The organism is Nonomuraea gerenzanensis (assembly GCF_020215645.1).
GTDB classification, from domain to species: domain Bacteria; phylum Actinomycetota; class Actinomycetes; order Streptosporangiales; family Streptosporangiaceae; genus Nonomuraea; species Nonomuraea gerenzanensis.
The window spans coordinates 4,175,292-4,189,496 of the sequence record NZ_CP084058.1 but is presented as its reverse complement, the minus strand read 5'-3'; the positions used below and the strand labels follow the sequence as shown (position 1 = coordinate 4,189,496).

Annotated in this window: 15 protein-coding genes; 11 read left to right on the top strand and 4 right to left on the bottom strand. The window is 70.6% G+C overall.

Translation table 11 applies throughout. The features are described from left to right. Window positions 1-4: 4 nt before the first annotated feature. Window positions 5-622, top strand: a complete 618-nt coding sequence (locus LCN96_RS19960) for a TetR/AcrR family transcriptional regulator (RefSeq protein WP_225274363.1) — start codon at window positions 5-7, stop codon at window positions 620-622. Window positions 623-849: 227 nt separating this feature from the next. On the opposite strand, the gene LCN96_RS19955 is transcribed toward LCN96_RS19960, so the two are convergent. Continuing rightward, the gene (locus tag LCN96_RS19955; protein WP_225274362.1) at window positions 850-1,290 is read right to left on the bottom strand and encodes an NUDIX domain-containing protein; all 441 of its coding nucleotides are present in this window, start codon (window positions 1,288-1,290) and stop codon (window positions 850-852) included. A gap of 84 nt (window positions 1,291-1,374) precedes the next feature. Here LCN96_RS19955 and LCN96_RS19950 point away from each other — a divergent pair, with 84 nt between their 5' ends. Together LCN96_RS19950 and LCN96_RS19945 are read left to right on the top strand one after the other, a co-directional pair. After that, a complete protein-coding gene (locus tag LCN96_RS19950) occupies window positions 1,375-2,298 on the top strand; it encodes an acyl-ACP desaturase (RefSeq protein WP_449867101.1) in 924 nt (307 codons plus the stop codon). A gap of 271 nt (window positions 2,299-2,569) precedes the next feature. After that, window positions 2,570-3,103 (top strand): NADPH-dependent FMN reductase, encoded by a 534-nt coding sequence (locus LCN96_RS19945; RefSeq protein WP_225274360.1) that lies wholly within the window; start codon window positions 2,570-2,572, stop codon window positions 3,101-3,103. 61 nt (window positions 3,104-3,164) lie between these two features. Here the strand turns inward: LCN96_RS19945 and LCN96_RS19940 are convergent, their stop codons facing one another. From LCN96_RS19940 to LCN96_RS19930, 3 genes are all read right to left on the bottom strand, one after another. Continuing rightward, a complete protein-coding gene (locus LCN96_RS19940; protein WP_225274359.1) occupies window positions 3,165-3,593 on the bottom strand; it encodes a hypothetical protein in 429 nt (142 codons plus the stop codon). A gap of 181 nt (window positions 3,594-3,774) precedes the next feature. Continuing rightward, window positions 3,775-4,407, bottom strand: a complete 633-nt coding sequence (locus LCN96_RS19935; protein WP_225274358.1) for a hypothetical protein — start codon at window positions 4,405-4,407, stop codon at window positions 3,775-3,777. A gap of 51 nt (window positions 4,408-4,458) precedes the next feature. Then, a complete protein-coding gene (locus LCN96_RS19930) occupies window positions 4,459-5,247 on the bottom strand; it encodes an HAD-IIA family hydrolase (protein ID WP_225274357.1) in 789 nt (262 codons plus the stop codon). Between the two features lie 53 nt (window positions 5,248-5,300). Here LCN96_RS19930 and LCN96_RS19925 point away from each other — a divergent pair, with 53 nt between their 5' ends. From LCN96_RS19925 to LCN96_RS19890, 8 genes are all read left to right on the top strand, one after another. Then, window positions 5,301-6,491 carry a M20 metallopeptidase family protein gene (locus tag LCN96_RS19925; protein WP_225274356.1) on the top strand — a complete coding sequence of 397 codons (1,191 nt, stop codon included), beginning with the start codon at window positions 5,301-5,303 and terminating at the stop codon, window positions 6,489-6,491. Window position 6,492: 1 nt separating this feature from the next. Further along, entirely contained in the window at window positions 6,493-7,458 is a 966-nt protein-coding gene (locus LCN96_RS19920; protein WP_225274355.1) for a zinc-dependent alcohol dehydrogenase family protein, read from the top strand. A gap of 145 nt (window positions 7,459-7,603) precedes the next feature. Then, the gene (locus tag LCN96_RS19915; RefSeq protein ID WP_225274354.1) at window positions 7,604-9,430 is read left to right on the top strand and encodes an ABC transporter substrate-binding protein; all 1,827 of its coding nucleotides are present in this window, start codon (window positions 7,604-7,606) and stop codon (window positions 9,428-9,430) included. A gap of 11 nt (window positions 9,431-9,441) precedes the next feature. Beyond that, window positions 9,442-10,452, top strand: coding sequence for an ABC transporter permease (locus LCN96_RS19910; RefSeq protein ID WP_225274353.1), 1,011 nt, complete (start codon window positions 9,442-9,444; stop codon window positions 10,450-10,452). Beyond that, complete coding sequence (locus LCN96_RS19905; RefSeq protein WP_225274352.1) at window positions 10,449-11,348, top strand: ABC transporter permease; 900 nt, start codon at window positions 10,449-10,451, stop codon at window positions 11,346-11,348. Before LCN96_RS19910 ends, LCN96_RS19905 begins: the two co-directional genes overlap by 4 nt. 3 nt (window positions 11,349-11,351) lie before the next feature. After that, a complete protein-coding gene (locus LCN96_RS19900; RefSeq protein WP_225274351.1) occupies window positions 11,352-12,344 on the top strand; it encodes an ABC transporter ATP-binding protein in 993 nt (330 codons plus the stop codon). Continuing rightward, window positions 12,341-13,351: an ABC transporter ATP-binding protein gene (locus tag LCN96_RS19895; RefSeq protein ID WP_225274350.1), complete on the top strand. Its 1,011-nt coding sequence runs from the start codon at window positions 12,341-12,343 to the stop codon at window positions 13,349-13,351. Before LCN96_RS19900 ends, LCN96_RS19895 begins: the two co-directional genes overlap by 4 nt. Beyond that, a complete protein-coding gene (locus tag LCN96_RS19890) occupies window positions 13,351-14,202 on the top strand; it encodes a GNAT family N-acetyltransferase (RefSeq protein ID WP_225274349.1) in 852 nt (283 codons plus the stop codon). The genes LCN96_RS19895 and LCN96_RS19890 overlap by 1 nt, the downstream gene beginning before the upstream one ends. Window positions 14,203-14,205 lie beyond the last annotated feature (3 nt).

Sequence of the window (14,205 nt, the reverse complement as noted above, 5' to 3'; positions counted from 1 at the left end):
AGACATGAGTGATGCCGCCACGTCCCCCACCCCCGCCGCCGGCAGGCGCCGTCGCGACGCCGCCGCCACCCGGCAGGCGATCCTGGACGCGGCGGTCGCCGCCTTCACCCGGCACGGCTACGACGGCGTGGGGGTGCGCGACATCGCCCAGGGCGCGGGCGTGACCGCGATGCTCATCAACCGCTATTTCGGGTCGAAGGAACGGCTGTTCGCCGAGGCGGTCGACGTGGCCTTCGCGCCGCGCACGGTGATCGCGGGCACGGGCGCGGCGCTTCCCGGCGAGACCGCGCGGGAGCTGGTGCGCCGGACGTCGCCGGAGGCGGAGGAGCTGGGGCCGTTCCTGCTCATGCTGAGGTCGGCGGCCAACCCGCAAGCGGCGCGAATCATGCGCGAGGCCATCGGGCGGCACGCCGGGCGGCACCTGAACGAGGAACTGTCAGGCTCGGGAGCCGGGGTCAGGGCGGAGCTGATGCTGTCCCTGCAGGCCGGGGTGTGGCTGATGCGCGGCGTCCTGGGCACGACGGCGCTCACAGAGGCGGCGCCGGGGGAGCTCGCCGAGCGGCTGGAGCCGCTCTTCCGCCTGCTGGTGACGCCGGGAGCCGATGCCCCGCCCCGCCCTTAGGGGCCGCGACCTGAACTCTCAGCGCGGTCAGACGTACGTCGCCGGCGCCTACAACGCCACGGCACACGCGAGAATGGCCGACGTCACCTTCACGCACGGGACCAAGCGAAGATAACGCCAGGGAGCATTCTCGTTCAGGACCAAGTCGGACAGCACGCGATCGATGCCCTGCTTTCCGCTGCCGAGTTCAGCGCCAGGGCGCAGCACTGCTGCTGAGCCGCCGGGCTTCAGCCGATGAGGCGGGGCAGGGCGGTGATGTTGGCGGAGAGGTAGCCGGCGACCGCCTCCGGGATCAGCTTGCGGGCGAAGATCTCCGAGCGCCGCAACGGGACGTGCTCGACTTCATACAAACCGCGCGAAGGGTCCTCGAACTCCGGCCCGTATCGCAGCTCCGGATCCATGGAGACCAGCCGGCAGCCGAAGACATGTTGCGTCTTGACCTCGCCACGCCACGGATATGAGACGCTGACCAGGAACGTCACGTCGGAGACCGTCGCCCCGAGCTCCTCCAGCAGCTCGCGGTGAAGGGTGTCCTCCAGGGAGCCGTCCTCCGGCTCCACGTGACCGCCAGGCACGGTCCAGTAGCGAGCGCGGCCAGGGACCGTGCGCCGGAAGAGAACCAGACGGTCGTCGTGGTCGAGTAGGACACCACGGACACTAGGTCGCATACGTACACCCTATTTGACCGCTATGTCCTTCGGGTAGCCTAACCTACGGTACCGTAACCTTGAAGGGGAAGATCTTTTATGGCGATGACTCAGACGGAGCTCCTCCACGCCCTCGAGCCGGTCGTGGAGGTAGAGCTCAACCGCCACGAGAAGGTGGCGAAGGAGTGGTTCCCGCACGAGTACATCCCGTGGAGCGAAGGCCGCAACTTCGACGGCATCTACGGGGGCGAGGCGTGGGAGGAAGGGCACTCCAAGATCCCCGAGGCGGCCCGCGTGTCGCTCATCGTCAACCTCCTGACCGAGGACAACCTGCCCAGCTACCACCACGAGATCGCCACCACCTTCGGCCGCGACGGCGCCTGGGGCACCTGGGTGCACCGGTGGACGGCCGAGGAGGACCGGCACGGCACGGCCCTGCGCGACTACCTGACCGTCACCCGCGCCGTGGACCCGGTGGCGCTGGAGCGTGCTCGCATGGCGCACATGGAGAGCGGCTTCATGACCGAGTACGACACGATGCTGCAGCAGCTCGCGTACGTCTCCTTCCAGGAGCTGGCCACCCGCATCGCGCACCGCAACACCGGCAGGGCGTCCGGCGAGGAGGGCTGCGAGCGGCTGCTGGCGAGGATCGCCGCCGACGAGAACCTGCACATGCTCTTCTACCGCAACCTGCTCAAGGCGGCCTTCGAGCTCGACCCGAACCAGACCATGCGTGCGGTGACCGACGTGGTGACCACGTTCCAGATGCCCGGGCAGGGCATGGACGGCTTCGCCCGCAAGGCCATGATCATCGCGAACGAGGGCATCTACGACCTGCGCCTGCACCTGGACGACGTGCTCATGCCGGTGCTGCGGCAGTGGTCGGTGTTCGACAAGACCGGGCTGGACGCCGAGGGTGAGAAGGCGCGCGAGGAGCTGTCCGAGTTCCTGGCGAAGGCGGACGCCACGGCCGCCCGGTTCGTCGAGCGACGCGAGGAGCGCCGCGCCCGCGCCGCCGCCCGGCAGTAGCACGGCGCCGCCGCCCGTTCGTCCGTAGATCAGCACCCGGCGCCGCAGCAAGCCCCCCGAGCGCCGGTGCACCCCCGCACCTCGCCGCACCGTGCCGCACCTCACCGCACCGCACCGTGCCGCACCGTGCCGCGTACCGCCGGGCAGACGGGCAAGGGCAGGCGCGGGCGCGGGCGGCAATGTCTGTGCGCCTCTTGACCCGGAGATGGTCTTGGACATCCGACGCATCGGGCAGGTTCTCGGTAACACCGGAACCCCTTGGGAGCAGAGGGTGAAAATCATCGGGATCGCCGCCAGTCTCCACGCGGGGTCATTCATCACCAGATTGCTGGACGCGGCGGGCGGCGAGCTGCCGCCGAGCGTCGGCTTCGAGGTGTGGCGGGGACTGGGCGAGATCCCGGCGTACCGTCCAGGGCCGGTACCGGCGCCGGCGAGGGCCCTGGTCACGCTGGTCGCGGGCGGTGACGCCGTCCTGCTGACCGCTCCTGAGCACAGCCTGCTGCCGCTGGAGCTGACGTACGCGCTGGACTGGATGTCGGCGCGGGACGGCCTGTCGGGCAAGCACGTGGCGGTGATGAGCGCGAGTGCGCGGGCCTGCGGGGCCATGTGGGCGCAGGCGGAGCTCTACAAGCAGCTCCTGGGAGCGGGCGCGGTGGTGATGGGCGCCGAGCTGGTGATCTCGCCCGGCTGGCCGCATTTCGACGAGGACGGCCGGCTGGCCGCCCCGGACCTGCGCGCGCAGGTACGCGACGTGATCCGCCAGCTCTGCCCCGCCGAGGTGATGGAGCCCGCGCTCCTGCTGTGAGCCGGCGCTCCTGCCGCGTGCTCACGCTCCTGCCGCGAGCCGGCGCTCCTGGGGCGAGCCGTCACTCCGTGGCGAGGTTCAGCCGGTCGAGCTTGATGGCCAGGTCCATGACCTCGGACCGCAGGAAGTTGAACTCGTGCTCGATCCCCGACCGGATGACCGCGAACTCGACGGCGATCTCCGCCCGCACGTCCCCCGGAGCATCTCCCCGCTCATCGTGCTCACCGATCGGCGGCGTGGCGGGCGCCGAGACCGCCCTCCTGACCCCCTCGACCTCGGTGCCGACCGCCGCAACCTCCTCCCCGAGCCCGCTGCGGGCGGCGGCGAGCTCGGCTCTCAGGGCGGTTATCTCCGCCTGCAGCCTCCTGGTCCGGTCGATGACCTCGCGCAGCAGCTTGTCGTGCTCCCGCGACTCCTTGACCTGCTCGGTCGTGGTTTCGAGATCTTCGACACGGAGTTTCAGATCGAGAATCTCCGCCCGTATGTCCACGCGCTCCTGCCTCTTCCTGCGGTAACGGCCCCGCGTCAACCCATCGTTGCAGGCAGTCAAGGGCCGAGGCGAACGGGAAGCCGAGCCGGGTGTGGTTTTCTCCACCAGGCCGCCGGCGACGAAGGACCCATCCCGGACGCGACCTCCCGAAAAAGGGTCGCGAGCGGGGGTGGAAAATCTTCTACCCCAGCTGACTCCGGTCCTCGATCTCCCACAGATGGTCGATGACGTGCCAGACGATGCGGCGCAGCGCGTAGCGGGGCGGCCAGTCGGTGCCGAGCGGCGGCTCCCAGGCGCGCGACAGGACCTGCGCGAGCTCGGCCCGCATGGCGTCCCGATCCCCGACCGACTTGTACGGCCTGTGCCGCACGCCGGCCTTCCTGGCGAAGGCGCGCTCGGCGTCCGTCACGTGGTCCACGATCTTCGAACGATCCCGGCCGCCGCCGCGCGGGCCCTTGGCCAGCTCCTCCGGGGACCCGGCGGCCACCTCGTCGAACAGCTCCCAGGCCGCGCGCATCAGCGCGACCGAGCGCTCGGCCTCGGGCCCCGGCAGCGGCTCCAGGTCGAGGTCGGGCACCTCGTACGGCACGCCGAAGTCGGTCGTCGAGGTGCCCCGCACCCGCCCCACCACCTCGAAGTCGCCGGGCTCGAACACCAGGCCGGCCCGCTCGGCGATGACGCGGTAGCGGGGCACGTAGTCGGCGAGCCGGTCGAGCGCCGCCTCCTCGCCCTTGTCGATCCGGCACCAGCCGGGCCAGTCGAGCGAGCAGGCGAAGACCTTCTTGGGGCCGATCTCCAGGTAGACACGGGTCATGGGGCCGAGCCTGCCACGCGTACCTGTCAGCGGCCGTCAGGTACGGGCAGGTCAGATGAGGTCGATGAGGTCGGCGACCGAGTCGACGACCAGGGAGGGCCGGTAGGGGAAGCGGTCGATCTCGTGGCGCTGGGTGACGCCGGTGAGCACGAGGATCGTGAACAGCCCGGCCTCCATGCCCGAGACGATGTCGGTGTCCATGCGGTCGCCGATCATGGCCGTGGTCTCGCTGTGGGCCTCGATCTCGTTGAGCGCGCTGCGCATCATGCGCGGGTTGGGCTTGCCCACGAAGTACGGCTCGACCCCGGTCGCCTTGGTGATCATGGCGGCCACGGCCCCGCAGGCGGGCAGGGAGCCCTCGGTGGAGGGGCCGATCGGGTCGGGGTTGGTGGCGATGAAGCGGGCGCCGCCCTCGATGAGCCGGATGGCACGGGTGATCTGGGTGAAGCTGTAGGTGCGGGTCTCGCCGAGCACCACGTAGTCGGGGTCAAGGTCGGTCAGCACGTAGCCGACCTCGTGCAGCGCGGTGGTCAGGCCGGCCTCGCCGATCACGTACGCCGAGCCGCCGGCCCGCTGGTCGTCCAGGAACTGGGCGGTGGCCAGGGCGGAGGTCCAGATGGACTCGGGCGGCACGGCCAGGCCCGCGCCCGCCAGGCGGACGGACAGATCGCGCTGGGTGTAGATCGAGTTGTTGGTCAGCACCCGGAACTTCCTGCCGGATTCGCTGAGCCGCTTGATGAATTCGTCCGCACCTGGGACCGGCCGTCCCTCGTGGACGAGGACGCCGTCCATGTCGGACAACCAGGAGTCGATCCGCTTACGCTGAGTCACGCGGCCCATCGTACCGAGCGCGCCTTATCGACTTCCCGCCCGGCACGTGAACAATGTTCCTCATGTCGTTCACTGAATCCGCCCAGGACATGCGGGACGAACTGGTCCAGCTCAGGCACTCACTGCACACCACCCCGGAGCTGGGGCTCCACCTGCCGCGCACCCAGGAGAAGGTGCTCGCGGCGCTGGAGGGGCTGCCGCTGGAGATCAAGACGGGCACGGCGCTCAGCTCCGTCACCGCCGTCCTGCGCGGCGGCAGGCCGGGCCCGGCGGTGCTGCTGCGGGGCGACATGGACGCCCTGCCCGTGACCGAGAAGAACGATCTGCCCTACGTCTCCCAACTGCCCGGCCAGATGCACGCCTGCGGACACGACCTGCACACCGCCATGCTGGCCGGGGCCGCGCACCTGCTCAGCGCGCGGCGCGAGGAGCTGGCCGGCGATGTGATCTTCATGTTCCAGCCGGGCGAGGAGGGCCATCACGGCGCCCGGTACATGATCGACGAAGGGGTGCTGGACGCTGCGGGCGCGCGGCCGGTGGCGGCGTACGGCATGCACGTGGTGTCGGCGATGTTGCCTCCGGGGCTGTTCGCGTCCAGGCCGGGGCCGATCATGGCGGCGGCCGACACGTTCTGCGTGACGGTGAAGGGGCGCGGCGGGCACGGTTCGAGCCCGCACCGCTCGCTCGACCCGATCCAGGCGGGCTGCGAGATGGTGACGGCGCTGCAGACGATGGTGACCAGGACGTTCGACGTTTTCGACCCGGTCGTGGTGACGGTGGGCAGCTTCCACGGCGGCTCGGCCGACAACGTGATCCCGGACGAGGCCAGGTTCGAGGCGACGGTGCGGACCTTCAGCAAGGACAACCGGGTGCTGGTCAAGCGGCGGCTGGTGGAGGTCGTGCAGGGCATCGCGGCGGCGCACGGGCTGGCGGTGGAGCCGGCGTTCAACAGCGGCTACCCGGTGACGGTGAACGACGGGAGCGAGGCGGAGTTCGTGGGCAGGACGGCCGACGAGCTGTTCGGGGCCGGGCGGTACTTCGTCTCGCCGCAGCCGGTGATGGGTTCGGAGGACTTCTCCTACGTGCTGGAGAACGTGCCGGGCGCGTTCGTGTTCCTGGGGGCCTGCCCGGCCCACCGGGATCCGGCGACGGCGCCGTACAACCACTCCCCCGAGGCGATCTTCGACGACTCGGTGCTGCCGGACGGGGCGGCGCTCTACGCCGAGCTGGCCTTCCAGCGGCTGTCGGCCTGACATGCGGGCCTGGGTGGTCGAGCGGCCGGGCCCGATGGCGTCGGCGCCTCTGCGGCTCGTCGAGCGGGAGGTGCCGGCGCCCGGGCCCGGCGAGGTGCTGGTGCGGGTGGAGGCGTGCGGCGTGTGCCGTACGGACCTGCACCTGGCGGAGGGCGATCTGGAGCCGCGCCGCCCTCGCACCGCGCCCGGCCACCAGGTCGTCGGCAGGGTCGCCGGCACGGGTGAGCGGGTGGGCGTGGCGTGGCTGCGCTCCACCTGCGGCACCTGCCGGTACTGCGTGCGCGGCATGGAGAACCTGTGCCCGCGGTCGGCCTACACCGGGTGGGACGCGGACGGCGGGTACGCCGAGTACGTGGTCGCGCCCGCGGACTACGTCTATCCCCTGCCGGACGACCGGCCGGCGGTGGAGCTGGCGCCGCTGCTGTGCGCCGGGATCATCGGTTACCGGGCGCTGGCCCGGTGCGATGTGCCGCCGGGTGGGAGGCTGGGCATCTACGGGTTCGGGGCCTCGGCGCATCTGACCGCGCAGGCCGCGATCGCCCAGGGCGCCGTGGTGCACGCGGTCAGCAGGTCGGCCGCCTCGCGGGCGCTGGCGCTGGAGCTGGGCGCCGCCTCCGCCGGTGACCGGCCGCCCGAGCCGCTGGACGCCGCCATCCTGTTCGCGCCGGTGGGCGAGCTGGTGCCGACGGCGCTGGAGGCCCTCGACAGGGGCGGCACGCTGGCCGTGGCGGGCATCCACCTCACCGACATCCCGGTGCTGAACTATGAAAAGCACCTGTTCCAGGAACGTACGCTGCGGAGTGTGACCGCGAACACCAGGGCGGACGGACGGGCGTACCTGGAGCTCGCGCTGTCGCATCCGCCGCGCGTGTCGACGGTGCCGTACCCGTTCACGGAGGCCGACCGGGCGCTGAGCGACCTGGCGGCCGACCGGGTGAACGGGGCCGCCGTCCTGATCATGGGCTGAACAGGCACTTGATGGAGATAAGCACCAGTCCATACACTCATGAAGGAAAGTTACATTAGCCTCACAACCTCTGGAGATTATTGACGTCGATCGGGCCCGATCGTAATGTCCGGTCAATCCCTAGAGACATCCCCCGGAGCGGCAAATGAAGCGACTGGCAGCGGTAGTGGCGTTGCTGGGCCTTGCCTCCGCGACTGCGGCGTGCAGCGGCGGTGGTACGACCAACACATCCGGCTCGGGCGGCGGTGGTGGCGGCGGGCTCTTCACCACGATCGACGTGACCAGGCCGGGCCTCGACGCATCGGGCCCCGCCAACCCCTGGGCCCCGAAGGGCAACTCCTTCCAGGGCTACAACGCGATGAAGCTGGGCTGGGTCAAGAACCACCTGACCGACCCCAACCAGTTCTACCCGGGTATCGCGGCCAAATGGGAGATCGCGCCCGACAACTCCTCGATCACCATCCACCTGCAGCCGAACGGCAAGTGGTCCGACGGCAAGCCCGTCGTCGCCGAGGACGTGCGCACCTCCATCGGCCTGGCCTACACCACCGGCAGCACCGCGTTCGCGATCACGCCGGGCGCCGCGGGCGCGGCGGCCGAGGTCACCGTCGTGGACGACAAGACGGTCAAGGTCACCCAGGACATGTCCAACCCGAGCATGAAGTTCGCCCGGGGCGTCATGGACACCTGGGTCGTGCCGGCGCACGTCTGGGGCAGCATCCTGCCCGCCAACTTCTGGGACACGCTCAAGACCTCCCGGGGCGACGGCGCCGACGCCGAGAAGGCCCGCGAGGAGATCCTCGCCCTGGGCCAGAAGGTGCTGGCCTTCGCGCCGCCCAAGGACGTCTCCGCCGGCCCGTTCGTGCTGGAGCGGGTCAACCCGGGCGAGGCGCTGCTGCTGAAGAACAAGAACTTCTACAACGCCGCGAACGTGGCGCCCGACCAGGTCAAGTTCCTCAACTACAACGGCAACGAGCAGATCTGGAACTACCTGAGCGCCGGCAAGCTCGACCACTCCGGCTTCGTGGCCGCGCCGGCCGACGTGATGAACCGGATCAAGCAGGCGCCCGGCTCCAACACCATCAAGGGCTTCTCGCCGGTCGCCGTCGGCATGGCGTTCAACCAGTCCAAGAAGCCGTACGACAACGTGCACGTGCGCCGCGGCCTGGCCTACCTCATCGACCGCGACCAGGTCACCAAGGTCGCCTCGCCCGAGGGCGGCACGCCGGCCGTGACGACCTCCGGCATCCACCAGAAGCCCGCGCAGGAGTGGATCGGCGCCGAGCTGGCCGCCCTGGAGCCGTACAAGCACGACCTGGCCAAGGCGGAGGCGGAGTTCAAGGAGGCCGGCCTGCAGAAGAAGGACGGCAAGTGGACGCTGGCCGACGGCTCGCCGTGGAAGGTCACGATGAACGCGCCGTCCGGCTTCTCCGACTGGATCTCCGCGCAGGAGAACATCAAGAGCCAGCTCATCGAGGCCGGCGTGGACGCCGAGGTCGTCACCGTCGCCGACTACCCCGTCTACCTGGAGGAGCTCTCGGCCGGCAAGTACGACGTCGGCTTCTGGCTGATGGCGCTCGGCCCCGCGCCGTACGACATCTTCCAGCGCCTCTACGGCGTCTCCAACGGCTGGTCCAACGTCGCGGGCAAGGTCAAGCACAGCGCCCCCGGCAAGAGCGGCAACTGGATGGGCGGCCCCGAGGAGATCGACGTCGAGGGCGTCGGCAAGGTCAACCCCGGTGAGCTGACCGCCGAGCTGAACGCCGCCTCCGCCGAGGACGCCAAGCCCATCATGGCGAAGCTCGCCAGGACCGCCAACCAGGATCTGCCCGCCATCCAGCTCTGGGACTACGTGAACACGCAGTTCACCAACACCGCCCGCTTCACCGGCTGGCCCGAGCAGGACAGCGACCTGCTGCGCCTGACGGCCGGAGTCTGGATCCAGCTCGGCATGATCAAGGCCAAGCAGTAGAGAAAGAACGTATGACGATCATCGCACGGCGACTCGCGGGCCACCTGGCCCGCGGGATCGTCATGATTCTCGTCGTCGCCACGATCACTTTCTTCATCGTCAGGAGCATCCCGGGCGACCCGGTGGCGGCGAACGTGCAGAAACTCATCGAGCAGGGCATGTCCGCCGAGGCGGCCCAGCAGGCCACGCGCGTGCTGTACGGCTTCCAGCCGCAGGGCTCGCTCTGGGACCAGTACCTCGACTACATGACCGGCCTGCTCACCTTCGACCTGGGCCAGTCGATCACCCACGCCGGCGCGCCGGTCACGGGCGTGCTGGCGGAAGCGGCCAAGTGGACCGTTCTACCGGTGCTGGCGGGGACGCTGCTGAGCTTCCTGGTCGGCATCATCCTGGGCGTCTACGCGGCCATCAAGCGCACGGGCAAGCTCGGCGACGTGCTGGCGATCTCCGGGTCGCTGCTGCACGGCGTGCCGCAGTACGTCCTCGGGCTGCTGCTCAGCGCGATCTTCGCGACGCTGATCCCGATCCTGCCTGCGGACGGCCCAGTGGACATCCTGTACGAGCCCGGGTTCAACGCCGGCTACCTGGCCTCGCTGTTCGACCACGCGGTGCTGCCGGTGGCGACGTACGCGCTGGCCGCGTACGGCGGGTGGATCCTGGCGATGAAGTCGAGCGTCGTCACGGTGCTCGGCGACGACTTCATCCTGGCCGCGGAGCTGCGCGGGATGAAGCGCTCGATCATCTTCAGGTACATCGCACGCAACGCGATCCTGCCGCTGTTCACGATCCTGGCGCTCTCGCTCGGCCTGCTGCTGGGCGGCGCCGTGTTCATCGAGCGCATCTTCAACTATCCCGGGCTCGGGCTGCTGCTCATCGAGAGCATCACGATGCGCGACTACGCGCTGATGGGCGGCGCGTTCCTGATCATCACGGTGGCCATCATCGTGGCGAACATCGTCGCCGACCTGTTCTACAGCGTGATCGACCCGCGAGTGCGCAGCGGGGAGGAGGTGTCGGCATGAGCGTGCTCCTGGAGAGCTCCTCGACCAGCGCCGCCATGCGCCGCAACTTCTGGGCGGGCGTGTGGCGGGTGATGAAGCGCAAGCCCAGCCGCCTGGTGGGCGCGGCGCTCATGGCGGGCTTCGCGTTCATGGGCGTGTTCGGGCCGATGTTCTACCCCGACCCGCTGCCCCGTGATCCGAACCTGCTCACCAGGCCGCCGAGCTGGGAGCACTGGCTGGGCACCGACGACCAGGGCCGCGACGTGGTCGCGCTGGTGGTCACCGGTTCCCGGTACGTGCTGCTGGCCGCGCTCGTCACCGCCGTCATCACGGTGGTCGTGGGCACCGGCATCGGGCTGTTCTCCGGCTTCAAGCGGGGCCGCTGGGACACCGTGCTGATGCGGCTGACGGACATGAAGCTGACCATCCCCGGCCTGCCGCTGCTGCTGGTGCTGTCCACGGTGTGGAAGTTCAGCAGCGCCGTGCAGATGGGCCTGGTGCTGGGGCTGCTGAGCTGGGGCGGCGTGGCCAGGGCCGTGCGGTCGCAGACGTTGTCCCTGCGCGAGCGGGGGTTCATCGAGGCGGCGCGCGGGCTGGGGCTGTCCACCACGCACATCGTGGGCAAGGAGCTGCTGCCGAGCATGGCGCCGTACATCGCGATGAACATGCTCATCGCGATCACCGGCGGCGTGTACGCGCAGGTGGGGCTCTTCTTCCTGGGCGTGCTGCCGTACGAGTCGAACAACTGGGGCCAGATGCTCAACACGGCCGTGTTCCGCTCCGGCGCCCTGACGGTGCCCAGCGCGCTGGGGTTCCTGCTCGGACCGCTGCTGGCGATCCTGCTGCTGACCCTGGCCATCGTGCTCGTGGTGGACGCCATGGACGAGATCTTCAACCCCCGGCTGCGCGAGGAGTAGCACGTGGTCAAGCAAGCGCCGGGAGTGCGCATCGGCGGCCTGACGGTCGTCTACAAGACCCCCGCGGGCGAGCTGCCCGCCGTCCGCGACGTCAGCCTGACGCTGGAGCCCGGCTCGATCACCGGCATCGTCGGCGAGTCCGGCTCCGGCAAGTCCACGCTGGCGCTGTCGCTGCTCAACGCCGTCCAGCCGCCCGGCAGGATCGCGGCGGGCAGCGTGGAGATCGACGGTCTCGGCGACGTGGCCGCCCTGCGCGGCGAGCAGTTGCGCAAGGCGCGCGGCAAGCACATCGGGTACGTCTTCCAGGCCGCCCAGAACTCGCTCAACCCGCTCAAGACGGTCGGCAAGCAGCTGCTGGACCTGGGCCGCTCGCACGGCGTGGAGGACCTGCGCGGCCTGGTGCGCGAGGCCAGGGAGCTGCTGGGCAGGATGGGCCTGGACGGCGCCCGGGTGCTGGACTCGCACCAGCACGAGCTGTCCGGCGGCATGCGCCAGCGCGTCGGCATCATGCTGGCGCTGGTGCTCAACGCCCACCTGGTCGTGCTGGACGAGCCGACGACGGCGCTCGACATGATCACCCAGGCGAACATCCTGAAGATCGTCCGCGAGGTGCACGCCGAGCGCGGCCTGACGACGCTGGTCATCACGCACGACATCGGCGTGGTGGCCGAGGTGGCCGACCGGCTGGCGGTCATGTACGGCGGCCGGCTGGTCGAGCAGGGCCCCACCAGGCAGGTGCTCGGCTCGCCCCGCCACCCCTACACACGCGGCCTGATCAGGGCCATCCCCCGGCTCGTCGGCGACATCGACGAGGCGCAGGCGCTGCCCGGCCGGCCGCCGACGCTGGCCACGGTGCCCAAGCAGGGCTGCGTGTTCAGGGAGCGCTGCCCGCTGCGCATGGACGTGTGCGACACCGTGGACCCGGAGGCGGTGGCCGACGGCCCCAGGACCGTGGCCTGCCACGCCGTGACCGTGACCGTCAAGGAGCATGCATGATCACCGGAACCGGGGTCGTCAAGACCTTCAAGCAGCGCGGCAAGCTGCTCGGGGCCCGCGAGGTGCGGGCGCTGCGGGGCGTGGACTTCGCGATCCCCAAGGGTGGCGCGGCCTCGTTCATCGGCGAGTCCGGGTGCGGGAAGACGACGCTGGGGCGGATCATCGCGGGGCTGGAGTCGTACGACGAGGGGGAGATCGCCATCGACGGCGTCTCGCTGTCGGAGCTGAAGCCCAAGCAGCGCCAGCCGCACTTCCGCAAGATCCAGCTGATCCACCAGGACCCGTACTCGGCCCTGAACCCGACCAGGACCATCCACCAGACGCTGCACGCGCCGCTGGCCCTGCGCGCCAGGCAGACGGGGCGCTCGCGGCAGTGGATCGACGAGCGGGCGGCCGAGGTGCTGTCGCTGGTGGGCCTGGACCCGGGCACGGTGCTGTCGCGCTACCCGCACCAGCTGTCCGGCGGCATGCGGCAGCGCGTGGTCATCGCCCGCGCGCTGACGGTGGACCCGGAGATGCTCGTCGCCGACGAGGCCGTCTCGATGATCGACGTCTCGCTCCGGCTGGGCATCCTGGCGCTGCTGAAGGACCTGCGCGAGCGGCTGGGCGTCAGCGTGCTGTTCATCACCCACGACGTGGCCACGGCCCGCTACATCGGCGCGGACGGCGAGCTGTACGTCATCTACCGCGGCCAGGTCGTCGAGCGCGGCCCGGTGGACACGATCATCGCCGACCCCGTGCACCCGTACACGCAGTCGCTGCTGTCGGCCATCCCGGTGCTGCACGGCCTGGAGCAGCCCGGCGAGCAGCCCGTGGTGCCGCTGGAGTCGCTGGACGAGAGCCGGTCCGACGAGGGCTGCCTGTTCGCCCGCCGCTGCCCGTTCCAAGGTGAGCGCTGCACCGCCGAGCGGCCGCTGCTACAGGTCACCGAGGGGGTGCCGCAGGAGCACGCGTGCTTCTACCCGGAGCGGCGCAGCGTGATCGCCCGCCCGATGAGCGAGGTCTGATGCCCTTCGTCAAGGCGGCGGACCTCGCCGAGGCCGCCCGGATCGCCGAGGCCGCGCTGACCCTGGACACCGGGGAGGCTGCCGCCCTGGTCGGGCACCTCTCGCGGCCACCGGAGGGCAGGCGGTGGACGGCGCTGGCCGTGGACGGCGGCGTGGTGATGGCCTCGATGTCGGACAAGGATCCGGGCGTCGGGCACCTCGACCTGCTGGCCGTGCACCCGGACGCCAGGGGCGAGGGGCGCGGCAGGACGCTGGTGCGCGCGGCCGAGGAGTGGCTCGGCGAGCAGGGGGCGCGCCAGGCCCGCTTCGCCGGGAACCCGCCGTGCTACGCCTGGCCGGGCATCGACGTGCGCTACACCGCGGCCGCCTGCCTGGCCGAGAGCCTCGGCTACGAGCGCTACCACGTGGCCTGGAACATGACGGCCGACCTGTCCGCGGACCTGCCGGTGGCGGAGGAGCTGGCACGGCTGGAGAAGGCGGGCGTCACCGTGCACGCCGCCGGCGCCGATCGGGAGCGGGTGGCCGCGTTCATCCAGGAGCACTGGAACGAGCGGTGGGCCTGGGAGGCGGTCACCGGGGCCGGGCTGCACTACGCCGAGCGCGACGGCGAGATCCTGGGCTTCGCCGCCTGGGGCGCGCGGCCCGCCTGGTTCGGCCCGATGGGCACCGCCCCTGACGCGCGCGGGCTCGGCCTGGGCCGGGTGCTGCTCCGCCGGTGCCTGGCGGAGCAGCGGGCCGCCGGTCAGGACAGTGCCCAGATCGGATGGGTGGGGCCGTTGCGGTTCTACTCGCGCGCGGTGGGCGCGCGGGCGGAGCGCGTCTTCTGGCTCTACCGGCGCGATCTGGCGTGATGG

What these genes read in the sequence shown, in the direction of transcription:
- LCN96_RS19955 (WP_225274362.1), bottom strand. Translation starts at nt 1,290, where the DNA reads ATGCGACCTAGTGTCCGTGGTGTCCTACTCGACCACGACGACCGTCTG.
- LCN96_RS19930 (WP_225274357.1), bottom strand. Translation starts at nt 5,247, where the DNA reads ATGGGCCGCGTGACTCAGCGTAAGCGGATCGACTCCTGGTTGTCCGAC.
- LCN96_RS19935 (WP_225274358.1), bottom strand. Translation starts at nt 4,407, where the DNA reads ATGACCCGTGTCTACCTGGAGATCGGCCCCAAGAAGGTCTTCGCCTGC.
- LCN96_RS19925 (WP_225274356.1), top strand. Translation starts at nt 5,301, where the DNA reads ATGTCGTTCACTGAATCCGCCCAGGACATGCGGGACGAACTGGTCCAG.
- LCN96_RS19890 (WP_225274349.1), top strand. Translation starts at nt 13,351, where the DNA reads ATGCCCTTCGTCAAGGCGGCGGACCTCGCCGAGGCCGCCCGGATCGCC.
- LCN96_RS19905 (WP_225274352.1), top strand. Translation starts at nt 10,449, where the DNA reads ATGAGCGTGCTCCTGGAGAGCTCCTCGACCAGCGCCGCCATGCGCCGC.
- LCN96_RS19895 (WP_225274350.1), top strand. Translation starts at nt 12,341, where the DNA reads ATGATCACCGGAACCGGGGTCGTCAAGACCTTCAAGCAGCGCGGCAAG.
- LCN96_RS19950 (WP_449867101.1), top strand. Translation starts at nt 1,375, where the DNA reads ATGACTCAGACGGAGCTCCTCCACGCCCTCGAGCCGGTCGTGGAGGTA.
- LCN96_RS19910 (WP_225274353.1), top strand. Translation starts at nt 9,442, where the DNA reads ATGACGATCATCGCACGGCGACTCGCGGGCCACCTGGCCCGCGGGATC.
- LCN96_RS19920 (WP_225274355.1), top strand. Translation starts at nt 6,493, where the DNA reads ATGCGGGCCTGGGTGGTCGAGCGGCCGGGCCCGATGGCGTCGGCGCCT.
- LCN96_RS19915 (WP_225274354.1), top strand. Translation starts at nt 7,604, where the DNA reads ATGAAGCGACTGGCAGCGGTAGTGGCGTTGCTGGGCCTTGCCTCCGCG.
- LCN96_RS19960 (WP_225274363.1), top strand. Translation starts at nt 5, where the DNA reads ATGAGTGATGCCGCCACGTCCCCCACCCCCGCCGCCGGCAGGCGCCGT.